The sequence below is a fragment of the Pseudaestuariivita atlantica genome (assembly GCF_001205715.1).
Taxonomy (GTDB): domain Bacteria; phylum Pseudomonadota; class Alphaproteobacteria; order Rhodobacterales; family Rhodobacteraceae; genus Pseudaestuariivita; species Pseudaestuariivita atlantica.
The window spans coordinates 391,180-408,030 of sequence record NZ_AQQZ01000002.1; the positions used below are offsets into that span (position 1 = coordinate 391,180).

Sequence of the window (16,851 nt, forward strand, 5' to 3'; positions counted from 1 at the left end):
CCGACCCCATGACACAGCTATCTAGCGCCGATGGCGCCTTTCTTGACGACCTTGGTCGCGCGGTGCCGGGACTGCGCGTGCGGCCCGTCGAAGCGCGTTATGTCGAGGAACCGCGTGACCGCTGGGCCGGCGCGGCCGCCGCCGTGGTGCAACCGGCGAACGTGGACGAGGTCGCGCTGGTGATCCGCGCCTGCACGGACGCGCGGGTGCCGGTGGTGCCTTACGGCGGCGGGACGGGGCTGGTCGGTGGCCAGTTGATGCCCGAAGGCGACGCGGCGCCGCTGATCCTGTCGCTGGAGCGTATGAACGCGGTGCGCGACGTGCATCCGTCGGAAAACGTGATGGTGGCCGAAGCGGGGTGCATACTGGCGGACGTGCAGGCGGCGGCGGCGGAGGCGGGGCGGCTCTTCCCGTTGTCGCTGGCCTCGGAAGGGTCGGCGCGGATCGGGGGGTTGCTGGCGACCAATGCGGGCGGGGTGAACGTGCTGCGCTATGGCAATGCCCGCGCGCAGGTGCTGGGGCTGGAGGCGGTGCTGCCCGACGGCACGGTCTGGCACGGGCTGAAGCGGCTGCACAAGGACAATACCGGCTACGACCTGCGCAACCTTCTGGTCGGGTCCGAGGGCACGCTGGGCATCATCACCGCCGCCGCGCTGAAACTGGCGCCGCGCCCGGCGGGCGAGGCGACGGCGATGCTGGCGGTCACCTCGCCACGCGCGGCGCTCGACCTGTTGGCGCTGGTGCGCGAAGAGGTGGGCGAGGGCGTGAGCGCGTTCGAGCTGATCCACCGCGCGGGGCTCGACTTCCTTGCCGAGACGCTGCCGGAGGTGAAGCGGCCATGGGCCGACGGGCCACCCGAGTGGATGGTGCTGGTCGACCTCGGCCTGTCGCGCGGGCGCGACCCGGTCGCGGCGATGGAGGCGATCTTCGAGGCGGGTGCGGCGGAGGGGCTGGTGCAGGACGGCATCATCGCCCAGTCCGAGGCGCAGCGCCGCGAGTTGTGGGACGTGCGCGAACACATCCCCGAGGCCAACCGCAAGATCGGGTCGGTGTCGTCGCACGACATCTCGCTGCCCCTTGGCTCGGTGCCCGAGTTCATCGAGGTGGCGGGGCCGAAACTGGCCGAGATTGCCGAGTTCCGCATCAACTGTTTCGGGCATCTGGGCGACGGGAACCTGCATTACAACGTCTTCCCCATGCCGGGAAAATCGCGAGCCGATTACGAGGAAGAGCGCCCGCAGGTGAAACGGTGCCTGCATGACCTTGTGCACGGGTTCGGCGGATCGGTCAGCGCCGAGCACGGCATCGGGCGGCTGAAGGTGGCGGACCTTGAACGCTATGGCGATCCGGCCAAGCTTGCAGCGATGCGCGCGATCAAGGCCGCGCTTGACCCCGCCGGCATCATGAACCCCGGTGCCGTCCTGCGCTAGGCCTCGGGCGTGAACCGGTTGGTGACGTAGTTCGGGCCGGAATAGTCGATGGCGAGCGTGAAGTAGCAGGCCTGCGACAGCCGCGCCTTGATCCGCATTTCCAGGTCAGAAAGCAGCGCGGCGGTGAAGGCCGCGTCGCGGTGCGGTTTCGACAGGGCCGAGATGCGGATCAGCACATGGGTGTGCAAAAACTCCTGCGCCGGGTAGGCGCGGCCCTTGCAGGGGCCCGCGCCGGGATCGTGGGCGTTCAGGATCTCCTCGATTTCCTGCAGGAGCGCGGGGGCGTCGATGTCCAGGTCGGCGGAGTAGGACAGGGTGGCGTGGGGCATCTGTCAGTCTCCGTCAAAGGCGCAGAGCGCGTCGACCTGCATGCCCATCGCCTCCAGCCGCTTGCGCCCGCCAAGGTCGGGCAGGTCGATCACGAAGGCGCAGGCGGTGATGACGCCGCCGAGGCGTTCGATCAGCGAGATGCCCGCCTCTGCCGTGCCGCCGGTGGCGAGAAGATCGTCGACCAGCAGGATGTTCTGGCCCGCGGTGATGGCGTCGTCGTGCATTTCCACCTCGGCCGTGCCGTATTCCAGCGTGTAGGTTTGCGAAATCGTCGGGCCGGGTAGTTTGCCCGCCTTGCGGATCGGGATGAAGCCGACAGACAGCTGGTGCGCGATGGCGCCGCCAAGGATGAAGCCGCGCGCCTCCAGCCCCGCGACGGCGTCGATCCGCTGCCCGGCATAGGGGTGCAGCATCTGGTCGACCGCCATGCGAAACCCGCGCGGATCGGCAAAGAGCGTGGTCACGTCGCGGAACATGATCCCTTCATGCGGGAAGTCGGGGATGGTGCGGATGTAGTCGGTGATCTGGGTCATGGAGTGGCCTTGCGGAGGGTGGCGGTGGCGAGCCCCATCGCGATCAGCGTGCTGCCGCCCGCGCGCGCGAGCCACGTCTGGACGCGCGGTCGCGTGATGCGGGACCGCAGCGCGTTGGCGGCCAGAGCAAAGCACAGGGCGTTGATCCCGGCGATGCAGACGAAAGTCGCGATCAGGATCGCTGCCTGCGGGGCAAAGGCGGCGCCGGGGTCGATGAATTGCGGCACGAAGGCGATGAAGAAGGTGTTGGACTTGGGGTTCAGCGCGGTCACGGTGGCGAGGTCCCGGAACACCTTGCCCGCCGGTTCGTTCGGTGGCCGCGTGGTCAGCGCCGGCGCCGACGTTGCGCTGAGAAGCATCCGCACGCCCATCCAGACCAGGTACGCGGCCCCCACCCATTTCAGCACCGTGAAGGCCAGCGCCGAGGTCAGGAACACGGCACCGAGCCCGATGACCGACGCGGTCATCGCGATCAGGTCGCCAGTCGCGACCCCCAGCGCAGAGGCGACCGCCGCGCGCCGGCCCTGCGTCAGCGCATAGCTCAGCACCAGAAGCACCGTCGGGCCGGGAAGGATCAGCAGGATGGTGGAGGCGACGGCGAAGGCCAGCCAGAGATCGAAGGGCATGGGGGCAAGGTCCTGTCGGTTCGGGATCGCGGGGCAGGTCTACCCTGACGGATAGAGCCGCAGGAGAACAGCCCATGTCAGGAGGTTTTCGCGGAGGAAGCGGTAGCCGCGCACGCGGACGAGCGTCGAGACGTCCGCGCGGGGGCGGGCGGGGTCGTCGGCGGCGACATAGACCGCGTCGAGCGCGAGCGGAGCGCAGTGCAGGCGGATGCGCGGCAGGTGGAACCTCTGGCTGACGAAGGCGACGCGGCGGGGTTCTTCGGGGCGCGCGGCCTCGTTCGCGCAGGTGTCGGGGGTGGAGGGGGCGTGGGAGTCGATCTCGATCACGTCGGGTGGCACGCCCGCCTCTTCGAGGTGGCGTGCCATGGCGAGGGCGGCGCGGTGGGCGTTCGACACGACGATCCGGTCGGCCTTGCCCGTGGCCCAGAGCGTGCGCCCGGTGTCGAGCCGTTCGGCGTGAAGCGGGCTGATCCGGCCATCGCGGACGAGCGCGCCGAAGATCAGCGCCGCCTCGACCGGGGGGGCGTCCGCAGGGCGCGCGACCGGGGTGGTGGCCCAGAGCCATGCCCACGGCGCGACAAAGGTCGCCGCGACCAGCGCCACACCGATCAGGATGCGGCGCAGGTGCCTCACCCCAAAACCCGGCCTGCCACGGCGTCGAGCCTGGCGGTGACGGCAGGGTCGCGCGCGTCGGGCTGGGTGATGATCGCGAAGTCGAGCGCGCGGTCGCAGCCATGCGGGCAGGGCGCGCGGTCGCCGCCAAGCGCGGGAGCGACCGCCGTGATCATGGCGCGGGCATGGGCGGCGTTGCCTTGCAGGGTGGCGATGATCCGGGTGACGTCGACCTCCCCGTGGTCGGGGTGCCAGCTGTCGTAATCGGTGACCATGGCGACGGAGGCGTAGCAAAGCTCGGCCTCGCGGGCGAGCTTGGCTTCGGGCATGTTGGTCATACCGATCACGTCGCAGCCCCATGCCTCGCGGTACGTGCGCGATTCCGCTAGGGTCGAGAATTGGGGGCCTTCCATGGCTAGGTAGGTGCCGCCGTCATGCACCGTCACGCCCGCCCCGCGCGCCGCCGAGACGCAGGCGGTGGACAGGCGCGGGCAGGTCGGGTGCGCGACGGATACATGCGCGACGCAACCGGGGCCGAAAAAGGATTTGTCGCGCGCGAAGGTGCGGTCGATGAACTGGTCGACGACGACGAAATCGCCCGGAGCCATCTCTTCCCGGAACGATCCGACGGCAGAGACCGAGATGACATCGGTCACGCCCAGCCGTTTCAGCGCGTCGATATTGGCGCGGTAGGGGACCGAGGAGGGCGAGTGGACGTGGCCGCGTCCGTGGCGGGGCAGGAAGGCCATGTCGGTGCCCGCCAGCGTGCCCGTGAGGATGGCGTCCGAAGGCGCGCCCCAGGGCGTGTCGACACGCACCCATTCGGCGCCTTCCAAACCCTCGATATCGTAGATGCCGCTGCCACCGATCACGGCGAGTTTCGTCCTGCCCATGCAAACCTCCGTTTGGGCAAGTTGTGCGGCGCGGCGGTGCGAAAGAAAAGAGCCAATCTGGTCACACTTCTGCCGCCACAGGCCTGTAGCGGGGCGGGATGGAGATCGTTTTCGACCTTTGGGAAAAGACCCCGCGCCTGTCGCTGACCGTGCTGTACGAAGCCGGGCTGGTGCTGGCGGTGATGAGCGTTCTGGCGGCATCGCCGGGCGGCGGCCCCTTGGGCATCGCGCCCGTGGGCGCGGCGCTGCTGCTGCTGGCGGTGCTGCGGTACCGCGACACGGCGACCCTTGCGCGGGCCTGTGCCGCGGGTGTGCGGAGCCGGCGTTGGCCGGTTGCCTACCTTGTTGGTTTCGCGGCGATTTGCGTTGCCGCGTCGGCCCCGGTGGCGATGGCGATGCACGCGGCTCTGGCGGCGGGTCTTTACGCGGTGGCCTACCTTGTGGCGCTGCGCGGCGACGAGGCGGAACTGGCGCGGTTGCCCTGCCGGTGGGTGCGGATGCGCGATCACGGGCAGGAAGGCGCGCTGTTCTGGGCGTTCTGGCACCTTGTCTTCTGGGTGGCGATGGTGCTGGTCGCGGTGCAGGATGCGCCGGTGATCTACCTGGTGGCCGTGGGCGTGGGCGCGCCGCTGGTCACCAAGCTGATCGACATGACCTACCTGCTGAAGCTTTGGGCGGATGACGTGGCGCATCGCTGAACATTCGTGGCGCGTATGCGCATGAATACCGTGCACTTCCCGGAAAACAGCGCTATGCGCGGGGCAAATGGCTGGCTTGCGCCGCGCGAGGTGGCGCTGATCCCGCGCGGATGTTAGCCGCAGCCCACCCGTCCATCCGCTTGCAGGAGCCGCTTTTGGCCTTCACGAACTATTCCGACTTTGCCCGCAACCTGTCGCTGACCCTGCGCCCCGAGGCCGACAACCGGCCGTGGCCCGTCATGCTGAAGACCGAGCTGCTGTCGGGCCTGACCGTGGCGCTGGCACTGGTGCCCGAGGCGGTGGCGTTCGCCTTTGTCGCCGGTGTGCATCCGCTGGTGGGCCTGTACGCGGCCTTCCTCGTGGGCCTGATCACCGCGCTGATCGGCGGGCGGCCGGGCATGATTTCGGGCGCGACCGGTGCGCTGGCAGTGGTGATGGTGGCGCTGGTGGCCGAGCACGGGGTGGAATACCTGTTCGCCACGGTGGTCCTGATGGGCATTTTGCAGATCGCGGCGGGCATCTTCCGGCTGGGCAAGTTCATCCGGCTGGTGCCGCACGCGGTGATGCTGGGTTTCGTGAACGGGCTGGCCATCGTGATTTTCCTTGCGCAACTCACGCAGTTCCAGGTGCCCGGCACGGCGGAAGCCTCGGGCCACGGCATGGCGGGTGGCGAGTGGCTGACGGGCCTGCCGCTCTACCTGATGCTGGCGGGCGTGGGGCTGACCATGGCGATCATCTGGCTGTTGCCCAAGGTCACCAACGTGGTGCCGGCACCGCTGGCGGCCATCGTGATCGTGGCGGTAATCGTGATCGCGTTCGACCTGCCGATCCCGCGCGTGGGGGACATGGCCTCGATCGAAGGCGGGCTGCCGCCCTTCCACATCCCCATGGTGCCGCTGAATTTCGAGACGCTGGAGATCATCCTTCCCTACGCGGTGATCCTTGCCGCCATCGGGCTGATCGAGAGCCTGCTGACGCTGAACCTCGTGAACCAGATGACCGACCAGCGCGGCGGTGCGAGCCAGGAATGCATCGCGCAGGGCGTGGCCAACACCGTGACCGGCTTTTTCGGCGGCATGGGTGGTTGCGCGATGATCGGGCAGTCGATGATCAACGTGCGGTCGGGCGGGCGGACGCGGATCGCGGGCGTGGCGGCGGCGCTGTTCCTGCTGTCCTTCATCCTCTTCGCCTCGCCGCTGATCGAGCAGATCCCGCTGGCGGCGCTGGTGGGCGTGATGTTCATGGTGGTGATCGGGACGTTCGCGTGGAACACGTTCCGGATCATGCGCGTCGCGCCGAAATTCGCGACCTTCGTGATGCTGCTGGTGACCGTGGTGACGGTGCTGGAGGACCTTGCCGTGGCGGTCGTGGTCGGCGTGATCGTGTCGGCGCTGCAATATGCGTGGCAGAACGCCAAGCGCATTTCGGCTCGCGCGCACGTGACCCCGGAAGGGGCGAAGGTGTACCAGGTGAACGGGCCCTTGTTCTTCGGCTCGGCCGAGGGATTCCAGGAGTTGTTCGACGTGAAGGGCGATCCGTCGCTGGTGATCGTGGATTTCGCCGAAAGCCGCGTCGCCGACCAGTCGGCGCTGAACGCGATCGAGGCGGTTGCGGGGCGCTATGCCGAGGAGGGCAAGGCGCTGGAATTGCGGCACCTGTCGCGCGATTGCCGGAAGCTGTTGAGCCGGACCGGGCTGATCGTCATCGAGGCTGAGGACGATCCCGAATACCAGGTGGCGGTGGATTACGCGGTGCAGCGCGGGCTGTTTTCGGACGGCGCGCACTAGGCGCCGGGGGCGACCCCGCGTTCCGCGAGGCCCGCCCACCCGGCACCTTCGCAAAGCGCGTCAATCGTCGGGGCGGGCGAGGGTGAAGGCCTCTGTCACGGCGGTGTAGTCGCGGTAGCCGAGGCGCGCGAGCATTTCGAAGCGGGTGATGTCGACCATGCCGTCGACCAGCGCGTCGTCGGCGATGTGCACGCCCACGACTTCGCCGAAGGTCACGTAATTGGCCTCTCCGGGGAGGCGGACGATCTGGACAAGCCGACATTCGAGCGTCGCGGGCGAGGCGGCGACGCGCGGGCAATCGATCACCGAACACTCGGCCTTTTCCAGCCCCGCGCGGTCGAACTCGTCGGTGGTGCGGTCGAAATGTTCGGAGGTGATGTTCATCGCGTCCTTCAGGGCGCGGGAGACGAGGTTGACCGCGAAGACGCCGGTGGCGCGGATGTTGGCCACGCTGTCCTTGGTGTTGTCCTGGTCGGGCTTGGCGGAGGTGCTGGCGAACATCACCTGCGGCGGGACGTAGGAGACGCCGTTGAAGAAGCTGTAGGGGGCGAGGTTGGCGGTGCCGTCGGGGCCGCGCGTGGAGATCCACGCGATTGGGCGGGGGGCGATCAGGGCGTTGAACGGGTTGTGGGGCAGGCCGTGGCCGTCCTTCGGTTGGTAGAACATCGCCCTCTCCATCGGTTTGCGCGTCTTTCGACCTGTGATAGGGCCGGGCGCGGTGATTGCAACCGGGATGGCAGATGCGGGAGCTGCGGCAGGAGACGGGCGAGGACCGGTGGGAGGTCGAGGCGCTGTTCGACACGTGTTTCGCGCCGGGTCGGGAGGCGTTGTCGTCCTACCGGTTGCGCGATGGCGTGCCGCCGGTTGCCGATCTGTGCCTTGTGCTGCGCGACCACGGGGTCGTGGGTGGCGCGGTGCGGTTCTGGCCGGTGCGGGTGGGCGCCGAGCGGGCGCTGTTGCTGGGGCCGATCGCGGTGCACCCGACGCGGCAGGGCGAGGGGCTGGGCGCGGAGTTGATGCTGACGGCGCTGGACCGGGCGCGCGGGCGCGGCTGGGAGCGGGTGATGCTGGTGGGCGACGTGCCCTATTACGGGCGGTTCGGGTTCCGGCGGCTCGAAGGTGTCGAGATGCCGCCGCCGACCAACCCCGACCGCGTTCTGGGCCATGACCTGGTGCCCGGTGCGTGGGACGGCGTGTCAGGCGCGGTGACGCGGGCGGGTTGAAATCCGGGGCCGGGTCCCGATGTTAAAAGGTGCAACATCGGAGGAGCGCATGGACGACAACAGCGTGGACGTGGTGGAGATACCCGCCGACCTCGAGGCCGAGCTGGCGGCGCTGGCACGGCGATACGAGCGCGCCGATGGGCTGGGGTTGCAAGTGCTGAACTTCATCGGGGACCAGGCCGAGGCGCAGGTGGCGCGGCTGCCGGTCAACGTGCGCGACCGGCTGGAACAGGCGACGCTGCGGGCGCTGAAGGCGGCGATGGGCGCGGCGCATGGCACCCGCGACATCGGCGGCAGCGCGGCACCCTGGCTTGACAAGGTGGCGGCGACGCTGAGCGGGGCCGCGGGCGGGTTCGGCGGGGTGCCGTCCGCGCTGATGGAATTGCCGGTCACGACGACGCTCTTGTTGCGCGCGATCCAGAACGTCGCGGTGGAGCACGGATACGACCCGCGCGCCGCGGACGTGGAGCGCGATTGCCTGCTCGTCCTTGCCGCGAAGGGACCGCTGGCGGGCGAGGAGGACGAGGGCGTGGACCTTGGGTTCCTGACGGCGCGCGTGGCGGTGTCGGGCACGGCGGTGAACGCGCTGCTGGCGCGGGTGGCGCCGCGGCTGGCCGCCGCGCTGGGCCAGAAGCTGGCCGCGCAGGCGGTGCCGGTGGTGGGCGCGATGACCGGGGCGGCCACGAATTACGCCTATGTCAGCTATTACCAGGAACTGGCGCAGGTGATCTTCCGGCTGCGGAAGCTGTCGGAGGAGCGCGAGCTGCCGCGCGAGGTGCTGGTGGCCGATCTGCGGATGCGGCTGGAGCGCGCGCCGGTCAGGCGCGGGTAGCGGGCGGGGCGCTCGTCGGGCCCTGGCGTGCCCGCCTCGCTGGCGTGGCGCGATGGGTCGGGGGCTGGCGCGGGTGGCGGGCCGGCCCTCCGGGGGACATATTTGTGAAGAGAAGAAGCGGTCAGGCCTGCGCGTTGTTGCGCAGGTATTCCATCACGGCGGGGCGCACGGATTGGTCGCCGCGGTCGCGGGCGTCGGCGATCACCTGTTTCAGTTCGGTGATGTTGGTGCGGCGCAGGAGCGATTTGACCGGGCCGATGGAGGCGGGGCGCATCGACAGCGTGCGCAGGCCCATGGCGGCGAGGCAGGCGGCTTCGACCGGGCGACCGGCGTCTTCGCCGCAGAAGCTGACCGGGGTACCCGAGATCGCGCAGCGGTTCACGATGGATTCGATCAGGCTGAGGAACGAGACGTTGAGCGTGTCGTAGCGTTTGCGGACGCGTTCGTTTTCGCGGTCGGCGGCGAAGAAGAACTGTTTCAGGTCGTTGCCGCCGATCGACAGGAATTCGACCTCGTCGAAGAATTTCTGGGGTGCGAAGGCGAGCGAGGGGGTTTCGAGCATCGCGCCGATTTCGAGTTTCGAAGGCAGGACGTGGCCGAGCTTGCGTTCGCGGTCGAGGGCGTTGTCGACCTCGGCCTTGGCGGCGCGGTATTCGTCGTATTGCGCGATGAAGGGAAACATGACCGTCAGGGGGCGCCCCTTGGCGGCGCGCATCAGCGCCTGCAGCTGCATGCGCAGGACGCCGGGGCGGTCGAGCCCGACACGGATCGCGCGCCAGCCGAGCGCGGGGTTGGGTTCGTCCAGCGGGTTCATGTAGGGCAGGACCTTGTCGGACCCGATGTCGAGCGTGCGGAAGACCACGCGTTTGCCCTGGGCCGCGTTCAGCACGCGGTCGTAGATTTCCACCAGTTCGCCGCGCCGGGGCATCTTGTTGCGCAGGAGGAACTGCAGTTCGGTCCGGAAGAGGCCGACGCCGTCGGCGCCCGAGGTGGGCAGCGAGGGCAGGTCGGCCATCAGGCCTGCGTTCATCTGCAGCGAGATGACCTGGCCGCAGGTCGTTTCGGCGGGCAGGTCGCGGATCGAGGCGTAGCGTTCCTGCGCCTTGTGCTGCATCGCGATCTTGTCGCGGAAGGCGGTGGTGACGTGTTCGTCGGGGCGCAGGTGAACGGTGCCGGCCTCGCCGTCGATCAGGATGTGGTCGCCGTTCAGCGCCTCGGTCGTGATGCGTTCGGCCTGGATCAGGAGCGGGATGGCGAGCGCGCGGGCGACGATGGCGGCGTGGGAGCCGACCGAGCCTTCTTCCAGCACCACGCCCTGCAGCTTGCGGTCGTATTCCAGCAATTCGCCGGGGCCGATGTTGCGGGCGATGAGGATCGGGTTTTCGGGCATGGCATCGCTGCTGACGCCCTGTCCGGTGAGGATGCGAAGGAGGCGGTTCGACAGGTCGTCGAGGTCGTGCAGGCGGGCCCGCAGGTAGGCATCGGTCACCTGCTGCATGCGGGCGCGGGCGGTGGATTGCTCTTTCTCGACCGCGGCTTCGGCGCTGAGGCCGCGGCTGATGTCTTCTTCCATCCGGCGCATCCAGCCGCGGGAATTGGCGAACATGCGGAAGGCTTCGAGGACGTGAATCTGTTCGCGGTCGCCGCCGGCCACGGTTTCGAGCATCCGGTCGACGCCGACGCGCAGTTCCTCGACCGCGGCGTGTAGGCGGTCCAGTTCGCGGTGCGGGTCTTCGGCGATGGGGTTGGTGACGACGACGCGGGGTTCGTGCAGCCAGACATGGCCTTCGGCGGCGCCTTCCTGTGCAACCGTGGCGGGGAAGGCGACGGGTTGCTGGTGGCGGGCCTTGAGCGCGGCGCCTTCGCCGACGAACGCGCCCAGTTCGGTCATTTCCGCCAGCACCATGGCCACAACTTCAAGCGCGTAGACGGCATCGGCGGAGAACTCGCGCGCCTGCTTGGACTGGACGACGAGGACGCCCAGTTTCTCGCCCAGCCGCTGGATGGGCACGCCGAGGAAGGACGAATAGATCTCTTCCCCCGTCTCGGGCATGTAACGGAAACCCGGAGCGGCCGGTGCATCGGCAGTGTTGACGATGTTGCCGGTGCGCGCGACGCGGCCCACGAGGCCTTCGCCCAGCCGCATGCGGGTCTGGTGCACGGCTTCGGGGTTCAGGCCCTGCGTGGCGCAGAGTTCCAGGGTTTCGTCGTCGCGGAAGAGGTAGATGGAGCACACCTCGGTGCCCATGCTGTCGGCGGTCAGGTGGGTGATCCGGTCGAGCCGTTCCTGCCCGGCGGCCTCTTCGGCCATCAGGTTCCTGAGCCGCCCCAGAAGCTGGCGGCTTTCGCTTTCGAATCCGTCGGCCATGATGTGCCCGTTGTGTTCCCGGATGTCAGGTATACGCGGGTTGGTTCGGAAAGGGGAGAGGCAAGGTTGCAACCGGCGCGGGAAAGTGCCGTGCGGGCGGTACCTTGCCCGTGGAGGCGGCGCGGGTCAGGTGCAGGCCGGGTTGGCCGTGGCCGGGGCAGGGTGGCGGCCCATGCGGGTGAAGAGATCGGTCAGATAGGCCAGACGGGCGGGCACGGTGTCGCGCACCGCCTGTTCGATGCGGGCGGGCAGGCGGCCGGGGTGGTGGACCATGGCGAAGGCGAAGAGCGCGGTTTCGGCGAGGTCCTCTCCCGCCGGGTTGCGAAGGGCATAATCGGTGATGGCCGTGCCGTCCCGGCGCTGCGCCTTGCGCCAGGCGCGGCTGGCGGCGTGGGGTATGTCGAGCGTGGCGTGCACGCTTTCGTGGAACACGGTTTCATCGAGGTCGCGGGTTTGCAAGCGTCTGGCGATGTTGTGGGTGTAGAGGACGAAGAAGCGACCCTTGTCCTCGGCAAAGGCGGTCTCGTCCCCGTCGAGGATCACGACATGCGAGAGTTTCGCGCGCATCGCACCGGGCAGGCGCCCGATCGATGCGCCGACGGTATCCGCCAGAGCAGTGGCACGGGTCGCGCCCCCGGCATCGGGGTGCACGGTAATGTCCATGCGTGTGCCGTCGCGGAACCGCGCCTCGACCACGTGCACGCCGTCGGCGAAGAGGGGGCCGCCGCGCTTGTCGGGCATCTCCCGCCGGTCGGTGCCGCGATAGGTGGTGCAGGCAAACAGCGTCGGGTCGTCGGGGCGGATGAAATCGAGATCGTTCGACACGACCGAGTTCGGGAAGAGCGGGGCGGCGGAGGCCGGAGCGGCCAACAGGAGCAACGCAAGCAATCGGAACATGCCCGCAGGCTGGCAGGACCGCTGCTGGCTGGCAAGTTATTGGCGAATGGGTGAGCGCGGACGCGCCGGTCAGGCGACCTTTTCCAGTTCGAACGCGTCGTGGAGCGCCTGAACGGCCAGTTCCATGTATTTGCGGTCGATCAGGACCGAGATCTTGATCTCGGAGGTGGCGATCACCTTGATGTTGATGCCTTCGTCCGACAGCGTCTTGAACATCGTGGCGGCGACGCCCGACTGGCTGCGCATGCCGATGCCCACGGCGCTGACCTTGGCCACGTCGGTATCGGCGACAAGCGCGTGGAAGTTAATGTCGCCCGCTTCCTTGGCCGCGTTCATCGCCTGTTCGGCGCGCGCCACCTGGTCGGTCGGGCAGGAGAAGGTCATGTCCGTCCGGCCTTCTTCGGCGATGTTCTGGATGATCATGTCGACGTTCACGCCGGCCTCGGACAGGGGGCCGAAGATGGCGGCGGCGATGCCGGGGCGGTCGGCGACCGATACGAGCGTCATCTTGGCCTCGTCACGCGAATAGGCGATGCCGGATACGGGGCGGTTTTCCATGACTTCCTCCTCAGCGCAGACAAGCGTGCCCGCGGCGTCGTCCATTTCCTCGAAACTCGACAGGACGCGCAGTTTGACCTTGAACCGCATCGCCAGTTCGACCGAGCGGGTCTGCAGCACCTTGGCGCCGAGCGAGGCGAGTTCGAGCATTTCCTCGAACGAGATCTTTTCCAGCTTGCGCGCCTTGTCGGCGATGCGGGGATCGGTGGTGTAGATGCCGTCGACATCGGTGTAGATGTCGCAGCGTTCCGCGTCGAAGGCGGCGGCGAAGGCGACGGCGGTGGTGTCGGACCCGCCGCGGCCCAGCGTGGTGATCCGGCCTTCGGGGCTGACGCCCTGGAAGCCCGCGACAACCGCGACGCGCATGCCTTCGGCGAACTTGGCGGTGATGTTGTCGGTCGGGATCGCCTCGATCCGGGCGGCGGAGTGGGCGGCGGTCGTCTGCACCGGCACCTGCCAGCCCTGCCAGGACCGCGCGGGCACGTCCATTTCCTGCAGGGTGAGCGCCATGAGGCCGGCGGTCACGTTCTCTCCCGACGACACGACGGCATCGTATTCGCGCGCGTCGAACAGGGGAGAGGTCTCGCCCACGTACCCCACCAGCTTGTTCGTCTCGCCCGCCATGGCCGACACGATGACGATCACGTCATAGCCCTTGGCCACCTCGACTCCGACACGTTTCGCGGCCCGCTTGATACGGTCGAGCGTGGCGACGGAAGTACCGCCGAATTTCATCACGAGCACGGGCATGGGACGCAGGCCTTCGGGTCAATTCGGGGGCAGGCTTTACGCGGGTGTCAGGTGGGGTGCAACCCCGTGGCCGGGCTAGAGCGCCGCGTGTGATCCGGTCGGCGTCCGGAAGGAGGGGAGCAGGACATGCCGCTCCCCTTGTGATCGGGTTACTGCGCGATCTGGACGACGCGGCCCGACACCTGTTCGACATCGATCGATGTCGCATTGTCCCTGTCGATGTCACGCCCCGTGTAGACGGCGGTGACATCAAGAGGATGCGGAGACGTGATCGACAACCACCCGATGGAGGCGCGCTTTTCGGCAAGGTCGTCGGCGCCGAGCATCTCGCCCAGTTTCAGGCAGTCATCGAACGTCGCGTGGCCGGGGTTGAGCGTCATGTCCTCGCCGCCCGTTGCCGGGGTTTGCGCGGGTTCGCGGTACACGTCGGTCGTATCGAGCGTGAGCGGGTAGACGCGCTTTTCGAGATCGGCGGCAAGGTAGCCGGGGTTGAGGATGTTGATCTCGGTGAAGTAGCGGCCTTGGGCGAGGGTTGTTGCCGCTTCGGGCTCGGCGTCATTGTCCTGTGCGCCACAGACGTATTTTACGGCGTAGTGGTAACGGTCGACAAGGTGCCGGACGGGCATGTCGGCGCATGCCGGGGCGGTCGCAAGTTCCAGGGGCAACCAGATGGCAGCGGGATCGGTCGGCGCGCTTTCGGGGTCCGACAACACGGCGCAGTTCGAATAGTCGCCGGACGCCATCGCCGCATCCACTTGCGCCGTAAGGGTGACGGGCGGAACCTGGGTCACGGCCCCGCCGCCCGTGGGTACGGTGTAGATGCAGGTCACGACCTGGCCGGAGGCGGAACAGGCCCAGTCGGTGCCGGTGGCCGAGGTGTAGGTGAGGCCCGCAGGGAGGGTGTCGGTGACGGCGAGCGTGCGACCTTCAAACAGGGCCGTGTTTGTCAGCACCGGCGCCAATTCGAAGGTGACGTTTGTCGGTGCGAGGATCGGCACCGGGCTTGTCAGGGTTTTCGTCAGCGTGATCGGCGGTGTCGAAAGGCAGATCACGGCGTACAGGTCGAGGCTGCCAGAGCCGAAGGCGGCGTAAGTGCTCGGTTGGATTCCGGGATCAGGATCAACAATAAAGTGTTGCGACCCGGACTGAGCGCCGAGTTGCGCCGTATTGTAATCAATCAACCGGTCGAAGCTACGCATCACGGAGCTGCCATTCATCAGATCGATGCGGGCAATGTTGAAGCCTGAACTGTTGCCACCGTAACGGCCGTTGATCCGTACACATGGGCCGTTCGGATCGTGCGCGCCTGTGATATCTGACAGGAAAACGTCGTAATACTCGTTCCCGCCGCCACCGGTATGTCCGGCTATGTCATTGTTGTTGCTGTCGAGAGGGAGCGACGTGATCGGGTCGAGTTCTGCGGATGGAACTGCGAAAGGGTGGTCGAATGTGTTTGTTGTTACTTCCCACACAACGATACCGGTGACGCCGGGAGTTGCGGAGATAGGTGTTGTGGAGACTTGGGACACGGCGGATGTGGCCACGGCAAGTGCGAGGCCCGCGCCCGCAAGCGCAGAAGCAATGCGTTTCATGAAAATTCACTCCGTAAAATACATGCGGCCGTAATTGACTGCATGACGCATCATTTCACGTGATGAATAACTAGGCAGGTCCGGTATTCCCCACCTTCCCTTAAAACGGGCACGCCCGGCCGTCGTAGAATTCGAAGCAGCCGGTGGTGTCCATGGACAGGGCGTCGAAGCGGGTGGCGAGGCCGGTGGCGCTTTGTTCGACCGAGATGTCGGCGGCGGAGCTGCCCATGTCGGTGCGCACCCAGCCGGGGTGGTAGATGCCCACCGCGATGCCTTCGCCCGCGAGGTCGGTGGCGAGGTTGCGGCCCAGATTGGTGACCGCGGCCTTGGAGGCGCGGTAGATGTAGGCGCCGCCACGCGCGCGTTCGCTTGATCCCATCTGGCTGGAGATGATCGCGATCTTGCCACCGGCAGAGCGCAGAGCGGGCAGGGCCGCCTGCACGGTGGAAAAGACGCCGGTGACGTTGGTGGCGAAGGTGCGGGCCCAGAGATCGGGGGCGTAGCCGTCGTCGAGGTTTTCGTGCCGGTCGAGGTAGACGCCCGCGTTGCACACCAGCAGGTCGAGCGGGCGGTCGCGCAGGTGATCGGCCAGCGCGGCGATCTGCGCGGCATCGGTCACGTCGAGCGGGAAACCGGCGCGGCCATCGCGGGAGGTGCCGATGACGGAGTGTCCGCGCGCAGACAATTCGGTGACCAGCGCCGCGCCGATGCCGCGATTGGCGCCGGTGACAAGGACCTGCATCAGTTCGATTTCCGGTTCGGGCGGAAGGGGAGGGGCGCGACGGGCACGCCGTCCTCGATCAGCTTGCGGGCCTCGTCGGGCCGCGCCTCGCCATAGATCGAGCGTTCGGGGGCGGTGCCGTCATGCATCGCGCGCGCTTCGGACGCGAAGCGGGTGCCAACGTAGTCGGAGGTCTTCTCGACGTGTTCGCGCATCGCGCGGAGCGCCTGTTCGGCGGGCGATGCAGGGGCGGAGAGGGGCTTTTCCCGTTCTGGTGCAGGGGGTTGCGTGGGCGCGTCGTCGCCTTCGGGTGCGATGCGGGGGGCCATCAGCGCCTTGTCGACCTGCGAGGACCCGCAGATGGCGCAGGCGACGTGCCCGCTCGCGCGCAGGGTGTCATAGGCCGCGGACGAGGCGAACCAGCTTTCGAATTCGTGGTCGTTGTCGCATTTGAGCGTGAAGCGGATCATGCGCGGGCGCACCTTTCGTCGGTCGCGCAAATGTATGCGCGTTGTGTCCGAGCGCAAGTGTGCGGTTCAGCGCAGGCGCGCGGGATCGAAGCTGCGCAGCAGCGCGGCCAGATCGGGGGCGTTCACCCGTGCGGCGGCCTTTTTCGGGCTGAGCCACTTGCGCTGGCGTTCCTTGCGCTCGGGGAAGATCGAGGCGATCTTCTTGACCTTCACCGGGTAGACCAGCCCGATGCAGGGCAGTTCGTTCGGAGAGTCGCTGTCCTTCAGGTACGAGATCAGGCCGATGCGCTGGTCCATGGCCTTGCCGCGTACGCCGGCTTCTTCCCAGGCCTCGGTCGCCGCCGTTTGCGCGGGCGTGAGGCCGTCGATGGGCCACCCCTTGGGCAGGATCCAGCGCCGTGTCTGGCGGCTGGTCACGAGGAGCACGCGCGTCTTGCCCTGTTCCACCCTGTAGCACAGGGCGCAGATCTGGGTCCGGATGTCGGACTTGTGCGCGGCACGCAGTGTCAGGGGCAGTTGCTTCATGTTTGG

18 protein-coding genes are annotated in these 16,851 nt (G+C 67.8%); 5 read left to right on the forward strand and 13 right to left on the reverse strand.

What is annotated here, in order from left to right:
• The first annotated feature begins 8 nt into the window (after positions 1-8).
• Positions 9-1,430 (forward strand): FAD-binding oxidoreductase, encoded by a 1,422-nt coding sequence (locus ATO11_RS05405; protein ID WP_050529812.1) that lies wholly within the window; start codon positions 9-11, stop codon positions 1,428-1,430.
• Here ATO11_RS05405 and ATO11_RS05410 read toward each other — a convergent pair.
• Genes ATO11_RS05410 through ATO11_RS05430 form a run of 5 tightly spaced genes read right to left on the reverse strand, consistent with a single transcriptional unit; the run spans position 1,427 to position 4,424 of the window.
• Positions 1,427-1,759 carry a tautomerase family protein gene (locus tag ATO11_RS05410; protein ID WP_050529813.1) on the reverse strand — a complete coding sequence of 111 codons (333 nt, stop codon included), beginning with the start codon at positions 1,757-1,759 and terminating at the stop codon, positions 1,427-1,429. The two genes, ATO11_RS05405 and ATO11_RS05410, sit on opposite strands and share 4 nt — an antisense overlap.
• 3 nt (positions 1,760-1,762) lie before the next feature.
• A complete protein-coding gene (locus tag ATO11_RS05415) occupies positions 1,763-2,293 on the reverse strand; it encodes an adenine phosphoribosyltransferase (RefSeq protein ID WP_050529814.1) in 531 nt (176 codons plus the stop codon).
• Entirely contained in the window at positions 2,290-2,919 is a 630-nt protein-coding gene (locus tag ATO11_RS05420; RefSeq protein WP_050529815.1) for a LysE family translocator, read from the reverse strand. Before ATO11_RS05420 ends, ATO11_RS05415 begins: the two co-directional genes overlap by 4 nt.
• 39 nt (positions 2,920-2,958) lie before the next feature.
• Positions 2,959-3,552, reverse strand: a complete 594-nt coding sequence (locus ATO11_RS05425) for a YdcF family protein (protein ID WP_050529816.1) — start codon at positions 3,550-3,552, stop codon at positions 2,959-2,961.
• A complete protein-coding gene (locus ATO11_RS05430) occupies positions 3,549-4,424 on the reverse strand; it encodes an S-methyl-5'-thioadenosine phosphorylase (protein ID WP_050529817.1) in 876 nt (291 codons plus the stop codon). Before ATO11_RS05430 ends, ATO11_RS05425 begins: the two co-directional genes overlap by 4 nt.
• A 98-nt stretch (positions 4,425-4,522) precedes the next feature.
• On the opposite strand from ATO11_RS05430, the gene ATO11_RS05435 reads away from it, so the two are divergent.
• Both ATO11_RS05435 and ATO11_RS05440 read left to right on the forward strand, forming a co-directional pair.
• The gene (locus ATO11_RS05435) at positions 4,523-5,122 is read left to right on the forward strand and encodes a hypothetical protein (RefSeq protein ID WP_050529818.1); all 600 of its coding nucleotides are present in this window, start codon (positions 4,523-4,525) and stop codon (positions 5,120-5,122) included.
• Between the two features lie 110 nt (positions 5,123-5,232).
• Positions 5,233-6,909: a SulP family inorganic anion transporter gene (locus tag ATO11_RS05440; protein WP_082176167.1), complete on the forward strand. Its 1,677-nt coding sequence runs from the start codon at positions 5,233-5,235 to the stop codon at positions 6,907-6,909.
• 60 nt (positions 6,910-6,969) lie between these two features.
• On the opposite strand, the gene ATO11_RS05445 is transcribed toward ATO11_RS05440, so the two are convergent.
• The gene (locus ATO11_RS05445) at positions 6,970-7,575 is read right to left on the reverse strand and encodes a flavin reductase family protein (RefSeq protein ID WP_050529819.1); all 606 of its coding nucleotides are present in this window, start codon (positions 7,573-7,575) and stop codon (positions 6,970-6,972) included.
• Between the two features lie 74 nt (positions 7,576-7,649).
• Here ATO11_RS05445 and ATO11_RS05450 point away from each other — a divergent pair, with 74 nt between their 5' ends.
• Together ATO11_RS05450 and ATO11_RS05455 are read left to right on the forward strand one after the other, a co-directional pair.
• Positions 7,650-8,132: a GNAT family N-acetyltransferase gene (locus tag ATO11_RS05450; RefSeq protein ID WP_050529820.1), complete on the forward strand. Its 483-nt coding sequence runs from the start codon at positions 7,650-7,652 to the stop codon at positions 8,130-8,132.
• A gap of 49 nt (positions 8,133-8,181) precedes the next feature.
• Positions 8,182-8,964, forward strand: coding sequence for an EcsC family protein (locus ATO11_RS05455; protein ID WP_050529821.1), 783 nt, complete (start codon positions 8,182-8,184; stop codon positions 8,962-8,964).
• Between the two features lie 121 nt (positions 8,965-9,085).
• On the opposite strand, the gene ptsP is transcribed toward ATO11_RS05455, so the two are convergent.
• The 7 genes from ptsP to ATO11_RS05490 form a co-directional block, all read right to left on the reverse strand.
• Positions 9,086-11,332: a phosphoenolpyruvate--protein phosphotransferase gene (gene ptsP, locus ATO11_RS05460; protein ID WP_050529822.1), complete on the reverse strand. Its 2,247-nt coding sequence runs from the start codon at positions 11,330-11,332 to the stop codon at positions 9,086-9,088.
• A gap of 126 nt (positions 11,333-11,458) precedes the next feature.
• The gene (locus tag ATO11_RS05465; protein WP_050529823.1) at positions 11,459-12,229 is read right to left on the reverse strand and encodes a hypothetical protein; all 771 of its coding nucleotides are present in this window, start codon (positions 12,227-12,229) and stop codon (positions 11,459-11,461) included.
• Positions 12,230-12,298: 69 nt separating this feature from the next.
• On the reverse strand, positions 12,299-13,537 hold the full coding sequence (locus tag ATO11_RS05470) for an aspartate kinase (protein WP_050529824.1): 1,239 nt from the start codon (positions 13,535-13,537) through the stop codon (positions 12,299-12,301).
• Between the two features lie 149 nt (positions 13,538-13,686).
• The gene (locus ATO11_RS05475) at positions 13,687-15,129 is read right to left on the reverse strand and encodes a DUF11 domain-containing protein (protein WP_134643070.1); all 1,443 of its coding nucleotides are present in this window, start codon (positions 15,127-15,129) and stop codon (positions 13,687-13,689) included.
• A 100-nt stretch (positions 15,130-15,229) separates the two neighbouring features.
• Positions 15,230-15,871: an SDR family NAD(P)-dependent oxidoreductase gene (locus ATO11_RS05480; protein WP_050529826.1), complete on the reverse strand. Its 642-nt coding sequence runs from the start codon at positions 15,869-15,871 to the stop codon at positions 15,230-15,232.
• Positions 15,871-16,320, reverse strand: coding sequence for a DUF1178 family protein (locus ATO11_RS05485; RefSeq protein WP_050529827.1), 450 nt, complete (start codon positions 16,318-16,320; stop codon positions 15,871-15,873). The genes ATO11_RS05480 and ATO11_RS05485 overlap by 1 nt, the downstream gene beginning before the upstream one ends.
• 66 nt (positions 16,321-16,386) lie before the next feature.
• Complete coding sequence (locus ATO11_RS05490; RefSeq protein WP_050529828.1) at positions 16,387-16,845, reverse strand: NUDIX hydrolase; 459 nt, start codon at positions 16,843-16,845, stop codon at positions 16,387-16,389.
• Between the last annotated feature and the right edge of the window lie 6 nt (positions 16,846-16,851).

What these genes read in the sequence shown, in the direction of transcription:
- ATO11_RS05470 (WP_050529824.1), bottom strand. Translation starts at nt 13,537, where the DNA reads ATGCCCGTGCTCGTGATGAAATTCGGCGGTACTTCCGTCGCCACGCTC.
- ptsP (WP_050529822.1), bottom strand. Translation starts at nt 11,332, where the DNA reads ATGGCCGACGGATTCGAAAGCGAAAGCCGCCAGCTTCTGGGGCGGCTC.
- ATO11_RS05410 (WP_050529813.1), bottom strand. Translation starts at nt 1,759, where the DNA reads ATGCCCCACGCCACCCTGTCCTACTCCGCCGACCTGGACATCGACGCC.
- ATO11_RS05405 (WP_050529812.1), top strand. Translation starts at nt 9, where the DNA reads ATGACACAGCTATCTAGCGCCGATGGCGCCTTTCTTGACGACCTTGGT.
- ATO11_RS05465 (WP_050529823.1), bottom strand. Translation starts at nt 12,229, where the DNA reads ATGTTCCGATTGCTTGCGTTGCTCCTGTTGGCCGCTCCGGCCTCCGCC.
- ATO11_RS05475 (WP_134643070.1), bottom strand. Translation starts at nt 15,129, where the DNA reads ATGAAACGCATTGCTTCTGCGCTTGCGGGCGCGGGCCTCGCACTTGCC.
- ATO11_RS05490 (WP_050529828.1), bottom strand. Translation starts at nt 16,845, where the DNA reads ATGAAGCAACTGCCCCTGACACTGCGTGCCGCGCACAAGTCCGACATC.
- ATO11_RS05435 (WP_050529818.1), top strand. Translation starts at nt 4,523, where the DNA reads ATGGAGATCGTTTTCGACCTTTGGGAAAAGACCCCGCGCCTGTCGCTG.
- ATO11_RS05485 (WP_050529827.1), bottom strand. Translation starts at nt 16,320, where the DNA reads ATGATCCGCTTCACGCTCAAATGCGACAACGACCACGAATTCGAAAGC.
- ATO11_RS05445 (WP_050529819.1), bottom strand. Translation starts at nt 7,575, where the DNA reads ATGTTCTACCAACCGAAGGACGGCCACGGCCTGCCCCACAACCCGTTC.
- ATO11_RS05415 (WP_050529814.1), bottom strand. Translation starts at nt 2,293, where the DNA reads ATGACCCAGATCACCGACTACATCCGCACCATCCCCGACTTCCCGCAT.
- ATO11_RS05480 (WP_050529826.1), bottom strand. Translation starts at nt 15,871, where the DNA reads ATGCAGGTCCTTGTCACCGGCGCCAATCGCGGCATCGGCGCGGCGCTG.
- ATO11_RS05450 (WP_050529820.1), top strand. Translation starts at nt 7,650, where the DNA reads ATGCGGGAGCTGCGGCAGGAGACGGGCGAGGACCGGTGGGAGGTCGAG.
- ATO11_RS05420 (WP_050529815.1), bottom strand. Translation starts at nt 2,919, where the DNA reads ATGCCCTTCGATCTCTGGCTGGCCTTCGCCGTCGCCTCCACCATCCTG.
- ATO11_RS05440 (WP_082176167.1), top strand. Translation starts at nt 5,233, where the DNA reads ATGTTAGCCGCAGCCCACCCGTCCATCCGCTTGCAGGAGCCGCTTTTG.
- ATO11_RS05455 (WP_050529821.1), top strand. Translation starts at nt 8,182, where the DNA reads ATGGACGACAACAGCGTGGACGTGGTGGAGATACCCGCCGACCTCGAG.
- ATO11_RS05430 (WP_050529817.1), bottom strand. Translation starts at nt 4,424, where the DNA reads ATGGGCAGGACGAAACTCGCCGTGATCGGTGGCAGCGGCATCTACGAT.